Here is a 13,864-nt window from a genome sequence, read left to right on the forward strand (position 1 = left end):
GACTCCCGGCACCGACCACCGGTCGGCGGGCCACCGCCGGCCACCTGCCTGAAGCCCAGCAGAGACGAGAAGCAAGGAGGAGCGGCAGTGCAGCAGACGATCGCCCGCCCGACGTCCCACCGCCGAACCGGGCTCCCCTGGACCGGGGGATCCCCGCCGAGACGACCCACGCCACTGGCCCCCGCGCCGGTGCGGCGCCCGCTGCCGTGCCGGGTCGAGGACCCGGAGCTGTGGTTCGCCGAGAGCCCCGCACAGCTCGAGCAGGCCAAGAGCTTCTGCGGCGGGTGCCCCATCCGGAGCGCCTGTCTGGCCGGCGCCCTGGACCGGGGCGAGCCGTGGGGTGTCTGGGGCGGCGAGATCTTCGAACGGGGCGCCGTCATCGCCCGCAAGCGTCCGCGGGGCCGTCCCCGCAAGGTCGTCGCGGCGTGAGCCGCGACGGCAGCACCGCTGAATGCATCCAGCTCGACCGGTCCCTCCTCATGTCGGAGGGATCGACCACTCACCCAGAAGGAACGACTGCCATGTACATGCTCGAACAGGATCTGGCGCGCAGCCGGATGGGCGAGATGCAGGCGGAGGCCGCCGCGGCCTCGCGCGCTCGTCGTCTCTACCTGGCCCGCCGCGCGGCTCGTCGCGCGGAGCGTGCGGTCCGCCGTGCCGCGCGGGCTTCCGCCGCCGTCTACTGACGGCACCAGCCCCGGCGGAGCCGGCCGACCAGGCCGGTGACCCGCCTACCCCCGAGCCGAGGCCGGGTTCGGGACGCTCCCGGTGCGTCCCGACCCGGCCTCGCCCATGCCCGGGGTCACTCCACGAAGCCGGGGAGCCACTCCTCCAGGACGCTGCGGAAGTCCCCGGCCGCGTCGAGCTGGCACAGCACGCCGATGGACCCGATGGTCACCCGGTGGATGAGCAGGTAGGCCGGTGGCAGGTTGAGCTGCCGGCCCAGCCTGCTGGCGTCGTTGCGCGGATCGGCGATCCGCGCCGCCTGCTCCTGCATCCACGCGCGGGTGAAGTGGAAGTGGTGGGTCGCCACCGGGTCGAGCATCGGGCGCAGGAAGTCGTGCACGCCCTGGGCGTCGATCTCGATGTTCGCCCGGACGAACCCCTCGGCCCGCAGGTCGGCCAGCACCTCGTCCGCCTTGCCGGCCAGCGCCCACCGCAGCAGCCGGCCGATCGGTTCGGGGTGCCCGTCGGGCAACCGCGCCGTCGCCCCGAAGTCGATGACGCCGAGGCGCCCGTCGGGGAGCAGCCGGAAGTTCCCCGGGTGCGGGTCGGCGTGCAGCATCCCCGCCCGCTCCGGACCCGAGAAGTGCAGCACCGCCAGCAGCTGCCCGGCCCGGTCGCGCTGCTCGCGGGTGCCGTCGGCGATGATCCGGGACAGCGGAGTGCCGTCCAGCCACTCGGAGACGATCACCTTGGGCGCGCTCGCGACGACCCGGGGGACGACGATCTGGTCGTCACCGGCGTAGGCCTTCGCGAAGGCGCGCTGCGCGTCGGCCTCCAGCCCGTAGTCCAGCTCCTCGACGACGCGCGCCTTGAGCTCGGCGATCAGCGGCTTGACGTCCATGCCCGGGAACAGCGCCGCGAACAGGCGCGCGAATCGGGCCAGCTGGTTGAGGTCGGCCATCAGGGCGGTGGCCGCACCCGGGTACTGGATCTTGACGGCGACGTCACGCCCGTCCCGCCAGGTCGCACGGTGCACCTGGCCGATGCTGGCCGCGGCGGCGGGCTGGTCGTCGAACTCGGCGAACCGCGTGCGCCAGGTGCCGCCCAGCTGCTGGGCGAGGACCGCGTGCACGGTCCGCACCGGCATCGGCGGCGCCTCTTCCTGGAGCTTGACCAGGGCCTCGCGGTACGGGGCGGCGACCTCCTCCGGTACGGCCGCTTCGAAGACCGAGAGCGTCTGGCCGAGCTTCATGGCTCCGCCCTTGAGCTGCCCGAGCACGGCGAACAGCTGCTCGGCCGTCCGCTGCTGCAGCTCCGCGGTGACGGCGTCCGCCGGCCGGCCCGAGAGGCGCTTGCCCAGGCCGAGGGTCGCCCGGCCGGCCGCCCCCAGGGGGAGCGACGCCAGTCGTGCGGTCCGCGACACGGAGCCCCTCGGCATCACCGGTCCGTCGTCACTCACGCGTTCCTCCTCGCCGGCGCTCGCGCCCCGTCCGGCACCGCCGTGTGGTCTCGGTGAGCTCGTGAGCTCGGTCAGCCGCCCATTGTTCCCTGCCGAGGGGCCTCCGTGCCCACGGGAACCGCGGTCGGCTCGCCCGGGCGGGTGGCGGCGGAGGTGGCGGGAGGCCTCTCCGCGGCTCCGCACGGGCACGCCGGGTGCGCCGGCCACCTGCGGACCCGCGGCGTCAGGTGCGGTGGCGGCAGCTCCACCGTGGCCGCGAGGGCGGCGGGGGCCGACGTGCCGTCCAGGTAGGCGAGCACCTGGAGCGCCGCCGTGGCGGCGGTCAGCAGGCAGGTGATCGTCGCGCCGCTGGGCGGGGGCTGGCTCCGGGTCAGCTGGGCGGCGAGCCGCGGCCAGCGGGGGTCGGCGTCGCGGCGGCGCAGATCGGCGCACTGCAGGCAGCTGGTGACGCCCGGGACGACCAGCGGTCCGACGACACCCGTCTCCCCGCGCACGGTCGCGACCAGGTGCGGCACGCCGGCGCGGTGGGCTCCGGCCGCGAGCGGGTCGGACGCCGCCCACGGCCGGGCCAGCACGACCAGATCGGCGGCGGTGTCGGCGCCCAGGGGCCGCAGGTCGGTGAGCGGGCTCGCGCGGCGCACGGCGTCGGCTGCCGCGAGGGCCCGCGGTCGTCCCTCGTCGGCCGCGCCGAGGCCGCCGACGACGGCGTCGCCGGCTGCCGTCAGCCCGGTGTCCCGGACCGTCACGCGACCTATCCCGCTCGCGGCGAGCATGGCGGCCAGCGGGGCGCCGACGCGCGTGGCGCCCTCGACGACGACGGCGGCCTGCCGTCGCGTGCGCCAGCCGCCGGGACGGGCCGATGCCGCGGGCAGCTCCACGGCGGTGCGGGCGGCGGCCGCCGGTCCCGCGTCAGCAGCGAGCAGGTCGCCGGCGTCGAGGTCGACCAGCAGCCCTGCCGAGCGCAGCCCGTCGAGCACCCGGAGGACGACGGCGGGGTCCAGGCCCGCCTCGGCCGCGTCGGCGAGGACGGCCTTCTGCGCGCGCCGCCCGTCGAGCCCGCGCAGCAGGGCCACGACGGCGGCACCCCCCGGACCGAGCGCGAGCCCGTCGCTGCCGTCGACCCCGCCCACCTGCGCGGCCCCGTCGTCATCGCGCAGCAGCGGGGTGGCGGCGGGGAGCAGGGGGTGGGCGAAGTCGGTCACCCGGGCAGCGTCGCAGCGCCGAGGAGGGCGCGCGGGCGCCGTCCACAGGCTCCGGGACGACGAACGGCGGCGCCCCCGCAGGGGCACCGCCGTGTCAGGAGCGCGCGGTCAGCGCTCAGGCCTTGCCGAGGATCCGGTTCATCTTGGTGCCGCAGACGGGGCAGGTGCCCTGCGCCATCCGGCGGCCGGACTCGCTGACCTTCACCTCGCCGTCGAAGTCGCGCTTCTCCTTGCACTTCACGCAGTAGCCGTTGTAGCTCTCCGCCACGGGGGTCTCCTCGAACTCGGGGTGCCTCGGCACGCGCGCCGGGCGCCGTTGCGCAGGCACGCTACCCGTGCGGGCGGTCGATGGTGTGACGGGCGGTCGCCGGAACACGGCCGTTCGGGACCCCTCTGCCCACAGCCTGTGGACAAGGCTGTGGAGCGCGTGGGGACGACCCGGCGTGTCCCTGTGCGCGGAGCGGGGACAGGGTGGGGGAGCAGCCCGACCCGGACGGGCCGACCTGCCGTCCCACCTGCGGCTACGGGCCCGTCCGGGCTGTGGACCGACCACCCAGCGCAACCCTTGTCACCGGGTGGAGCGGCGGTCGTGTCCACCGTCCGTGCGACGTGCACCCGAGTGGGTGCCCTCGCAGAGGCGCAGGGTCGGCACGGTGCCTTACGGTGCCCCCGTGCCCGGATCGACTCCCGACGCTCACGCGTGCCCCGAGCCGACCGGCCCGTCCACCTCCGCCGGCCGGGCCGGCCGCGCGATCCCGGCTGCCCGGCCGCGCAAGGGAGCCGATCAGGGTCTCCCGGCGCCGGAGCAGGCGCGCGGAGATCTCGCCGGCGGCCCGGCGAGCCTCGGGGAGGTCGAGGTCCGGCGCAGCGCCCGCCGGCGCCGGACGGTGACCGCCTACCGCGAGAAGGGGCGGACCGTCGTCCTCATCCCGGCCGCCTTCAGCCCGGCCGAGGAGCGGCGCTGGGTGGCGCAGATGGTGGCGAAGCTGCAGACCCGCGAGGAGCGCCGCCGCCGGTCCCTCGGGGGCGACGACGAGCTGATGGACCGCGCCCGCGCGCTGTCGGCCGCCCATCTCGACGGTCTGGCCGAGCCGCTCAGCGTGCGGTGGGTGGACAACCAGAACCGCCGCTGGGGCTCCTGCACGCCCGCCGACGGCAGCATCCGCCTGTCGAGCCGGCTGCGGTCGATGCCGGAGTACGTCGTCGACTACGTCCTCGTGCACGAGCTGGTGCACCTGCTCGAGCCCGGTCACGACGAGAACTTCTGGGCACTCGTCGCGCGTTACCCGCGCGCCGAGCGCGCCCGCGGTTTCCTCGAGGGCGTCGAGACGGCGGGCGCGGGGGCCGAGGGGGAGTCGGCCGACCTCGTCGACTAGCCCTGCTGCCGGCCGCCCTCGTCGTCCTCGGGCTTCTCCGCGTCCTCGGCGGTCAGGGCCGCCAGCTCGTCGTCCAGCCCCTGGCGGGCCACGAAGTCCAGGGGCTCGTCCAGGTCCTCGGACGTGGGCAGCAGGTCGGGGTGCGACCACAGGCGGTCCCGGGCGTCCGACCCGTGCTGCTGGGTCATGGCGCCCCACACCGTCGCCGCGTCGCGGAGCCGGCGGGGACGCAGCTCCAGGCCGACCAGCGTGGCGAAGGTCTGCTCGGCGGGACCACCCGAGGCCCGACGGCGGCGCATCGTCTCGGCGAGCGCCGGGTGACCGGGCAGCCGGTCCCTGGCCGCCTCGGCGACGACGGTGTCGACCCAGCCCTCGACCAGCGCGAGCAGCGTCTCGAGGCGGCGCAGCGCCATCTGCTGCTCCGGGGTCTCCTCCGGCTCGAGGACGCCGCTGCCGAGCAGCTGCTGGATGCTCTCCGGGTTGCTGGGGTCGATGCCGCCCTCCATGCCCGACATCGCCTCGCCGAGCTTCTGCTCGATGGCCTCGCGGTCGATCGTGATCCCGCGGGCGTAGGCGTGGACGGCGTCCTGCAGCTGCTGGCGCAGCCACGGGACGTGCGCGAACAGCCGCTGCGACGCCGCCTCGCGCAGGGCGAGGAACAGCCGCACCTCGTCGGCCGGCCGGTCCAGGCCGTCGGCGAAGGCCCCGACGTTCTGCGGCACCAGGACACCGGTGCCCGCGGGGGCCAGGGGGAGCCCGACGTCGGTGCTGGTGACGACCTCGTCGGCGAGCTTGCCGAGCGCCTGGCCGACCTGGGCGCCGAACATCAGCCCGCCCATCCGGCCCATGATCCCGGCGACCGGGCCGAAGGACATGGCCGCCTCCTGGGGGAGGGCGCTGGTCATCGCGCCGACGACCTTCTCGGCGAGGGGGTCGATGAGCGCGCGCCACGCGGGCAGCGTCTGCTCCACCCACTCGACCCGCGACCAGGCGGCGGTGCGCTCGATGCCGGAGGGCAACCCGGTGGCCTGGTCCAGCCACAGGTCGGCCAGCCGCAGCGCCTCGGCCACGGCGGTGCGCTCGGCGTCCGACGACGGCTGGTGCCCGGCGGCGAGCTGGCTGATCGCGCCCTGCCGGGCGAGGTCCCAGTTGACCGGCCCGCCGGACCAGTTCATGAGCTTCTGCAGCTCGGCGAACAGCGGCATCTTGCCGAGCAGGTCCTCGGGCGAGCCGCCGCCGGCGATGCCACCGAACAGGGCGCCCAGGCCGAAGGGGTCGCCGGGGTTGCCGGGGGTGCCCCCCTGGCCGGGCTCGCGGCGCTCCGGGTCGCGGTCGGGCAGTCCGAAGCCGAACGGCACGTCACTCATGCACCCACGGTAGACGCGTGATCTTCGCCGGGGTGACGACGCGTTGCGCCCACGGCGGACAGGACGCGACGGCGCCGTCCAGCTCCGCCGCATAGGCTCGCCCGTCGTGACCCGCCGGATCGCCGTCCTGACCGCCGGTGTCGTGCTCCTGCTCCTCTTCGGGATCCTGGGGACGACGCTGCCGGTGCCCTACGTCGCGCAGGTGCCGGGGCCGACGTTCAACACCCTGGGCGACATCGACGGCGAGCCGATCATCGACGTCCAGGGCCGCGAGCGGAACGACGTCGAGGGCAACCTGAACCTGACGACGGTCGGCGTGAGCCGTGGCGGGCTCAGTCTGGTTCAGGCGGTGCGCGGCTGGTTCGACGACGAGGTGAGCGTGGTCCCGGAGGAGGCGGTCTACCCGCCCGACCGCTCCGAGGAGGAGACCCGGCAGGCCAACCGCCAGGCGTTCCTGACCTCCGAGCAGGCGGCCATGTCGGTGGCCCTGGGCCGGCTCGGCTACCCGGTGAAGGTGGTCGTCCAGGGGCTGGCCGACGACTCGCCGTCGGAGGGCGCGCTCGAGGAGGGCGACGCCATCGAGGCCGTCGACGGCGTCCCGACCCCGGACACCGACGCCCTCGACGAGGTCCTGAGGGCCATCCCCGGCGGATCGACGGTGACGGTGTCCTACACGCGGCTCGGCGAGCCGGGGACGGCGACGGTCACCACCCGCGAGGCGGAGGACAGGGAGGGGTCGCTGCTCGGCATCACGATCCTCGAGCAGCCGTCGGCCCCGTTCGACGTCGACATCCAGGTGGAGGACGTCGGGGGTCCGTCCGCGGGGCTGATGCTCACTCTCGGCATCCTCGACCTCGTCGGCGACGAGGACCTGACGGGCGGTGCGGTGATCGCCGGGACGGGCACGATCGACGCCGACGGCGCCGTGGGGCCGATCGGCGGCATCCCGCTGAAGATGGTCGCCGCCGAGGAGATCGGCGCGGAGCTCTTCCTCGTCCCGGAGGGCAACTGCGCCGAGGCGGACGCCGCGGCCGACCCGGGCTTCCCCCTCGCCAAGGTCGCCACCCTCGACGACGCGCTCGACGCCCTCGCCGACTTCCGCGCCGGGCGCACACCGGAGACCTGCTGAACCGCTGACCTCGCGGGGAACCCCGTCGGCCCCCGCGCGTTGTGCTGGGATGACCGGGCGTCCCCCGTGTCACCGCACTCTGCAACTGCCTGCAACTGAAGGAGAGCGCTCGTGGCCATGCGGCCCCCCGTGCCGGTGCCGACCCTGTCGCGCCGCGCGAAGCTGGTCCTCGGCGCCGTCGCCGTGCTCCTGGTCCTGTTCACGGCCATCGGCACGCTGACCAACGTCTACGTCGACTACCTGTGGTTCGACGAGACGAACTACACCGAGGTCTTCTGGACCGAGATCCAGACCCGGGCGCTGCTGTTCGCCGTGGCCGGAGTGGCCACCGGTGGCCTGGTCGCCCTGTCGATCCACCTGGCGTACCGGTTCCGGCCGACGTTCCGGCCGATGTCGCTCGAGCAGCAGAACCTCGAGCGCTACCGCCAGTCGCTCGAGCCGCGCCGCGGGCTGGTGCTCACCGCCGTGGCCGTCGTGCTGGGCCTGTTCGCCGGGTTCACGGCGCAGGGCAGCTGGCAGACCTGGCTGACGTTCCGCAACAGCACCGACTTCGGCCGGACCGACCCGCAGTTCGGCGTCGACCTGTCGTTCTTCGTCTTCGACTACCCCTTCTACCGGTTGGCCCTCGGCTTCGGGTTCGCCATCGTGCTGCTGGCGCTGATCGGGGCGGTGCTGACCCACTACGTCTTCGGCGGGCTGCGCCTGCAGACCCCGGGCCAGAAGCTGACGGCGGCGGCCCGCGTGCAGCTGTCGGTGCTGCTGGGCCTCTTCGTCGCGCTCAAGGCGGTCGCCTACTGGCTGGACCGCTACGGGCTGGTCTACTCCGACCGCGGTGACGTCTTCACCGGCGCGAGCTACACCGACGTCAACGCCCTGCTGGTCCCCAAGACCATCCTGATGTTCGTCGCCATCGTCTGCGCTCTGGCGTTCTTCGCCAACATCTTCGTGCGCAACTTCCTGCTGCCCGCCGCCGCGCTGGTGCTGCTGCTGGTCTCCAGCCTGGTGATCGGCGTGGCCTACCCGGCGATCGTCCAGCAGTTCGTCGTGCGGCCCAGCGCCGACCAGAAGGAGGCGCCCTACATCGAGCGGGCGATCGACTCCACCCTCGACGCGTACAACCTGTCCGACATCGACTACGTCAACTACGCGCAGGACGCGACCGGCGACTCGGTGGACACCGCGGCGGCGCAGGCGGAGCTCCGCAACGACACGGAGACGATCCCCAACGCGCGGCTGCTGGACCCGAACGTCCTGTCCCCGACGTTCACCGCCCGCCAGCAGATCCGCAACGTCTACGGCTTCCCGGAGAAGCTGGACATCGACCGGTACACGGTCGACGGCGAGACCCGTGACTACGTGGTGGCGGTGCGCGAGCTCAACAGCTCCGGTCTCTCCGAGAACCAGAGCAGCTGGATCAACCGGCACACCGTCTACACCCACGGCAACGGGTTCGTCGCCGCACCGGCCAACGAGGTCGTCGCCGGCCAGGAGGGCGGCGAGCCGAACTTCACGACCGGGGACCTGCCCACCCGCGGCAACATCGAGGTGGACGCGAACGGTGCGCGGATCTACTACGGCGAGCTGATCCAGCAGAACGGCCAGGACGTCTACTCCGTCGTCGGCGCTCCCGAGGGTTCGGAGCCGCGCGAGTTCGACCGTCCCGAGGACGGTTCGGACGAGGGCCAGGTGAACAACACCTACGACGGCGAGGGCGGCGTCGAGATCGGCAGCTTCTTCCGTCAGCTGACCTTCGCCATCTACTACCGGGAGCGGAACTTCCTGCTGTCCGGGGCGGTCAACGACGAGTCGAAGGTGCTCTACGTGCGTGACCCCCGGGACCGCGTCGAGAAGGCGGCACCGTTCCTCGAGGTGGACGGCGACCCGTACCCGGCGGTGATCGACGGCCGCGTGACCTGGATCCTCGACGGCTACACGACCTCGGACGCCTACCCGTACGCGGAGCTGCGCGACCTCGGGACGACGGCCGCCGACTCGCTGACCGGCGCCGGCACCACGGCGCTGCCCAACGACCAGTTCAACTACATCCGCAACTCGGTGAAGGCGACGGTCGACGCGTACGACGGCACGGTCACGCTCTACGAGTGGGACCGCGAGGACCCCGTCCTGCAGACGTACATGAAGGCGTTCCCGGGCACGGTCACCTCGTACGACGACATCCCGGACGAGCTGATGAGCCACGTCCGGTACCCGGAGGACCTGTTCAAGCTGCAGCGCGACATCCTGACGCGCTACCACGTCTCGAACCCGGTCGACTTCTACAACCAGAACGACCGTTGGCAGGTGCCCGACGACCCGACCCAGGACACCGATGCCGCGCAGCCGCCGTACTACATCCTGGCGCAGCGGCCCGGTGACGACGAGGCGTCGTTCCAGCTGACCAGTGCGCTGAACGCCTTCAACCGCGAGAACCTGTCCTCGTTCATCTCGGCGTCCAGCGATCCGGACACCTACGGCGAGATCCAGGTCCTCCGATTGCCGGGCAACACCCCGTTCCGTGGCCCTCAGCAGGTGCAGCAGTCGTTCATCACGAACAACCAGGTGAGACCTGACCTGACGCTGTTCAACAGCCAGGAGTCCCGGGCGGTCTTCGGGAACCTGCTGACGCTGCCGATCGGGGAGGACGGGCTGCTCTACGTCGAGCCGCTGTACGTCCAGGGCACGGGGGAGAACTCCTTCCCGCTGCTGCAGAAGGTCCTCGTGAACTACGGGGACCGGGTCGGGTACGCCAACACGCTGTCGGAGGCGCTCGACCAGGTCTTCGGCGCCGGGGCGGGGGAGTCGGCCGTGGACAGCGGTGACGCGCCGCCCACGGATGCGCCCGAGTCGCCGGAGACGACGGCACCTACGACGCCGACCGCCCCGCCGGACACCGGCGACGGCACCTCCGGGAACGCGTCGCTGGACCAGGCGGTCGCGGACATCCAGAGCGCGCTGGAGGCCCTGCAGACCGCGCAGCGCAACGGCGACTTCGCCGGTCAGGGGCAGGCGCTCGAGGACCTGCAGCAGGCGGTCACCGCCTACCAGCAGGCGCAGCAGGCCGCCGCGACGTCGCCGGGCGGCTGATCCGGCCGGGTGGGGGGACCGCGGGACCCGCGGTCCCCCCACCTCCGGTGGCGTGTACAGTGGGTTCTACCGACGCGGGGTGGAGCAGCTCGGTAGCTCGCTGGGCTCATAACCCAGAGGTCGCAGGTTCGAATCCTGCCCCCGCTACAACATGCAGGGGCCCTCACAGTGACTGTGAGGGCTCCTGTCGTATGCGCAAGGATCCGCGAGCAGTCGCATCGAGATGTCGCTCACCTGCGGCCCGACGCTGGCGCGGTCCCCCACCGGGGAGTCCGACGCAGGGCCCCGGTGGGCCGACCGGAGCCCTGCGTCGACGGGGTGAGGGACGCGGCCCGAATCCGCGCGGGTGTGCCGTGCGGGCAGCGGCCCGTGGTCGGTTCGCTATCGGACGAGTTCCGAGCCCCGCTCGTCGAGTTGGGGCTGGCCGGTCCTCGGGGCGGGAATCCCGACCTCGGTGTTCGGCCGGGCAAACACAGGGGAGGCGGGGTTGAAGCCCTTGACGAGCAACCAGATCCCGACGGAGAGCTCGAAGGCAGCGACCGGGATCACGGCGAGCCCGGCGAGGAGCGCCACCCGGTCGTAGACCCCGAAGAAGATCGCGATGTCGGAGGCCAGCAGCAGCGGGGCGCCGACGAACGCGACGATCGGGAGGATGCGAGGTACCAAGCGGGACCTGAAGAGCAGGTAGCCCAGGAGTAGGTCGCAGAAGACGGGCATGAGGCTCTGCGACAGCAGGAACGTCCGGTCGTAGGCCGCGAGCAGGGTGTGGCCGGTCGTGGTCAGCGAGGCGTTGTCCGCGCCGGCGGTTCCGGCGACGTCGGTGCGCAGGGTGATGATCGTCAGCAGGCTCGTGACGCTGACGAAGATCAGCGTGGTCTCCACGAGTCGGGCGGCGACCAGCCCGAGCGCGGCGGACTCGTTCTGCCGCTTGAGCACGGGGAACAACACGAGCGCGGTGCTGATGCCGGCAACGCCGACGATCACCTCGGTGAAGGCGCCCCAGAGCACGCCGGTTTGGCTTCCAGCTCCCAGGATGAAGTCGGCGTGATCCCGGATGGGGTTGTAGAGCCCGAGGGTGGGGATCGAGACGAAGGTGAGCAGGTAGAGCACGCCGGCGAGGCGGGCTCTGCCCCTCATCGGGTTCGTCGCGGCTCGTGCGGCGGCCGGGGTGTGGGCGGTGGCGGTCATGGTCGGCTTCCTGGGCGTCGGTGCGGGGGACGCAGCGGCGGTCGCCGCTGTGGGCAAGTCGGGGGCCGCGCCGGCGGGCGCGGTGCGGCGGCTCATCGCCACCGCTCGCCCTTCGCGACGACGTAGTGGCGCCAGACGTACCCCCAGGGCACGACGGCCAGGATGACGATGTCGAACGAGCAGTTGAAGATGGTCTGGCTCATCGCCTGGTTGACCTCGCCGGCGAGCGCCGCCGGCAGCGCCACCACCGACAGCCAGATCACCTTCCACAGCGACTCGAACAGCAGGATCGGCAACAGCCGCACCGGATACCGCAGCCCCAGGAACGCCAGCAGGGACATCGCCGTCAGCAGCACGGCGACGACTCCTTCGAAGAGCGGGAAGGACTGGTCGTAGCCGATGACGATGGGCCACTTCACCACGGCGAGACCGACGCCCATGAAGGCGTAGCCGACTCTCATCGCGTGCAGCCGCCACAGCGGCAGCTCTTCCGCGTCGACGCTCGGGGAACGGTCGGACGCAGCCGGGGTGTGCGCGGTGGCGGTCATGGATCACCTTCGGAGTGGTGGTGCGCGGTGCGCAGGCGGCTCGTGCCGCCGCTGGCCAACGCCGTGCGGCAGGTCAGGTCGGGAGTCCTACGGACGTGACCGATGAGACGACCTCGCCCTGGCTGCCTCTACTTGACTTCGGATCTCATGACCAGACGGAGGCCGATCAGCACGGGGATGAGCAGCCACGTGATGCCGGTGACGGCGATGTGGGCCCATTCGTGGCCGGTCAGGGCGTGGGCGAAGAGGAACAGTCCGGCTTGGGCGAACTGGATGTCGATCCAGGGCTGCAGGGTGTGGAACCACTGCTGTGAGTTGGCCAGCAGCCCGAACACGGTGGGGATGAGGAAGGTGAGCACGAAGTAGGCCACGAGCGCCCCGATCGACGCCCGGAAGAGCACTCCGAGCATGAAGCCGATGAGCAGGCTCAGCACCATGCCCAGGACGTAGTACAGGCACTGGGTCACATTCACGTCCCAGACCAGGGCCGAGCCTCGGATGGCGGCGCCCAGCAGGTTCCCGAGCGCGCCGACCGCGAACGCCAGCACCATGGCGGCGATGGCGATGCCGACTGAGGAGATGGCCTTGGCGGTGATGATGCGGCCGCGGTGGGGAACCAGGGTGAACGTGGTGAGTCCGGTGCGTTGGCTCCACTCGCTGGTGACCGCCAGGATCGCGATCAGCGGCAGGATGATGACGACCGGGAAGCGGATGGCAGTCGCGAAGGTCGAGTAGGTGAGGCTGCCGTCGGGTGCCCACAGGATGACGCCGCCCGCGGCAAGCAGCGAGGTGATCGCGATGCTGGCGATCAGCCAGAACCCGGAGCGGGTGTCGAACATCTTGCGGAGCTCGACCGCGATGATCCGGGTCAGGGGGATCGGCTCGACGGTCGCGCGAGGGAGGCGGACTTGAGCTGCTGCGATGGCGGTCATGCCGGTGCTCCTTCTCGTTGGGTGCCGGCGGTGAGCTGGAGGAACGTGTCTTCGAGCCCGGCGCTGGAGGCGGCCCGGAGCTCGGTGAGCGGGATGCCGGCGTCGAAGGTGACCTGCCCGACCAGGGCGGCGGCCGCGTCGGTGTGCAGCGTCGAGCCGTCGGAGGAGGTCGTGGCGGTCAGCCCGCGCTGGGTGAGGGCGAGCTCGAGCGCCAGGAGGTCGACGGCACCGACGACGGTGCCGGCCTCATGAAGTAGGTCGGCCTTGGTCCCCATCGACACGATGCGGCCGAGCCCGATCATGACGATGTCGTCGGCGATGACCTCGATCTCGTGGAGCAGGTGCGAGGACAGCAGGACCGTGCCGCCGCGGTCGGCATAGCCGCGGAGAAGGTCACGCATCCACCGGATCCCGGCCGGGTCCAGGCCGTTGGCGGGCTCGTCGAGGATCAGCACTTCGGGGTCACCGATCAAGGCGGTCGCTATCCCGAGCCGTTGACGTATCCCGAGTGAGTACTCGCCCACCCGACGCGACGCCTCGGTCGGGGTCAGACTGACGATCTCCAGCATCTCCTCGACGCGGGCCCGCGGCAGTCCCATGAACTGCTGGGCCAGGGTGAGGATCTCCCGGCCGGTGCGGCCGGCGTGCTGGGCCGAGGCGTCCAGCAGGACGCCGACCTCGAGTCCCGGGTTGGGCAGATCCACGTAGCGGCGCACGGAGATGGTGGCGCTCCCGGCGTCGGGTCGGGTGAGCCCGACCATGATCCGCAGGGTGGTCGACTTCCCGGCCCCGTTCGGTCCCAGAAAACCGGTGACCCGGCCCGGGGAGGCGGTGAAGCTGACGTCGTCGACCGCGAGGGTGGTGCCGTACTGCTTGGTGAGGTTCTCGATGGTGATCATGTTCCGACTCGCTG

General features: G+C 72.4%; 13 protein-coding genes and 1 tRNA gene. 6 read left to right on the plus strand and 8 right to left on the minus strand.

Annotation, left to right across the window (positions count from 1 at the left end; translation table 11 throughout):
* Positions 1-87: 87 nt before the first annotated feature.
* Together DCS98_RS17085 and DCS98_RS17090 are read left to right on the plus strand one after the other, a co-directional pair.
* Positions 88-429 carry a WhiB family transcriptional regulator gene (locus DCS98_RS17085; RefSeq protein ID WP_116452597.1) on the plus strand — a complete coding sequence of 114 codons (342 nt, stop codon included), beginning with the start codon at positions 88-90 and terminating at the stop codon, positions 427-429.
* Complete coding sequence (locus tag DCS98_RS17090; protein ID WP_116452598.1) at positions 426-686, plus strand: hypothetical protein; 261 nt, start codon at positions 426-428, stop codon at positions 684-686. The genes DCS98_RS17085 and DCS98_RS17090 overlap by 4 nt, the downstream gene beginning before the upstream one ends.
* A 116-nt stretch (positions 687-802) precedes the next feature.
* Here DCS98_RS17090 and DCS98_RS17095 read toward each other — a convergent pair whose 3' ends face one another.
* The 3 genes from DCS98_RS17095 to DCS98_RS23110 all read right to left on the minus strand — a co-directional run bounded on the left by DCS98_RS17095 (position 803) and on the right by DCS98_RS23110 (position 3,595).
* Positions 803-2,125 carry an ABC1 kinase family protein gene (locus DCS98_RS17095; RefSeq protein WP_241038217.1) on the minus strand — a complete coding sequence of 441 codons (1,323 nt, stop codon included), beginning with the start codon at positions 2,123-2,125 and terminating at the stop codon, positions 803-805.
* A gap of 71 nt (positions 2,126-2,196) precedes the next feature.
* Positions 2,197-3,327, minus strand: a complete 1,131-nt coding sequence (locus DCS98_RS17100) for a ThiF family adenylyltransferase (protein ID WP_116452599.1) — start codon at positions 3,325-3,327, stop codon at positions 2,197-2,199.
* A 115-nt stretch (positions 3,328-3,442) separates the two neighbouring features.
* Positions 3,443-3,595 carry a DUF5679 domain-containing protein gene (locus DCS98_RS23110; RefSeq protein WP_012950213.1) on the minus strand — a complete coding sequence of 51 codons (153 nt, stop codon included), beginning with the start codon at positions 3,593-3,595 and terminating at the stop codon, positions 3,443-3,445.
* Positions 3,596-3,998: 403 nt separating this feature from the next.
* Between DCS98_RS23110 and DCS98_RS17105 the strand changes: the two genes are divergently transcribed.
* Entirely contained in the window at positions 3,999-4,703 is a 705-nt protein-coding gene (locus DCS98_RS17105) for a M48 metallopeptidase family protein (RefSeq protein WP_241038219.1), read from the plus strand.
* Here DCS98_RS17105 and DCS98_RS17110 read toward each other — a convergent pair.
* Positions 4,700-6,070, minus strand: coding sequence for a zinc-dependent metalloprotease (locus tag DCS98_RS17110; protein WP_116452600.1), 1,371 nt, complete (start codon positions 6,068-6,070; stop codon positions 4,700-4,702). The two genes, DCS98_RS17105 and DCS98_RS17110, sit on opposite strands and share 4 nt — an antisense overlap.
* 106 nt (positions 6,071-6,176) lie before the next feature.
* Between DCS98_RS17110 and DCS98_RS17115 the strand changes: the two genes are divergently transcribed.
* From DCS98_RS17115 to DCS98_RS17125, 3 genes are all read left to right on the plus strand, one after another.
* On the plus strand, positions 6,177-7,199 hold the full coding sequence (locus DCS98_RS17115) for a YlbL family protein (protein ID WP_116452601.1): 1,023 nt from the start codon (positions 6,177-6,179) through the stop codon (positions 7,197-7,199).
* A gap of 117 nt (positions 7,200-7,316) precedes the next feature.
* Entirely contained in the window at positions 7,317-10,283 is a 2,967-nt protein-coding gene (locus DCS98_RS17120; protein WP_241038289.1) for a UPF0182 family membrane protein, read from the plus strand.
* Between the two features lie 73 nt (positions 10,284-10,356).
* Positions 10,357-10,430, plus strand: a tRNA-Met gene (locus DCS98_RS17125).
* A gap of 234 nt (positions 10,431-10,664) precedes the next feature.
* Here DCS98_RS17125 and DCS98_RS17130 read toward each other — a convergent pair.
* The 4 genes from DCS98_RS17130 to DCS98_RS17145 form a co-directional block, all read right to left on the minus strand.
* On the minus strand, positions 10,665-11,471 hold the full coding sequence (locus DCS98_RS17130; RefSeq protein ID WP_116452603.1) for a DUF4386 domain-containing protein: 807 nt from the start codon (positions 11,469-11,471) through the stop codon (positions 10,665-10,667).
* 92 nt (positions 11,472-11,563) lie between these two features.
* A complete protein-coding gene (locus tag DCS98_RS17135) occupies positions 11,564-12,019 on the minus strand; it encodes a hypothetical protein (protein ID WP_116452604.1) in 456 nt (151 codons plus the stop codon).
* A gap of 128 nt (positions 12,020-12,147) precedes the next feature.
* Positions 12,148-12,951, minus strand: coding sequence for an ABC transporter permease subunit (locus DCS98_RS17140; protein ID WP_116452605.1), 804 nt, complete (start codon positions 12,949-12,951; stop codon positions 12,148-12,150).
* Positions 12,948-13,850: an ABC transporter ATP-binding protein gene (locus DCS98_RS17145; protein WP_116452606.1), complete on the minus strand. Its 903-nt coding sequence runs from the start codon at positions 13,848-13,850 to the stop codon at positions 12,948-12,950. The genes DCS98_RS17140 and DCS98_RS17145 overlap by 4 nt, the downstream gene beginning before the upstream one ends.
* Between the last annotated feature and the right edge of the window lie 14 nt (positions 13,851-13,864).

This window comes from Blastococcus litoris, assembly GCF_003075095.1.
Taxonomy (GTDB): domain Bacteria; phylum Actinomycetota; class Actinomycetes; order Mycobacteriales; family Geodermatophilaceae; genus Blastococcus_B; species Blastococcus_B litoris.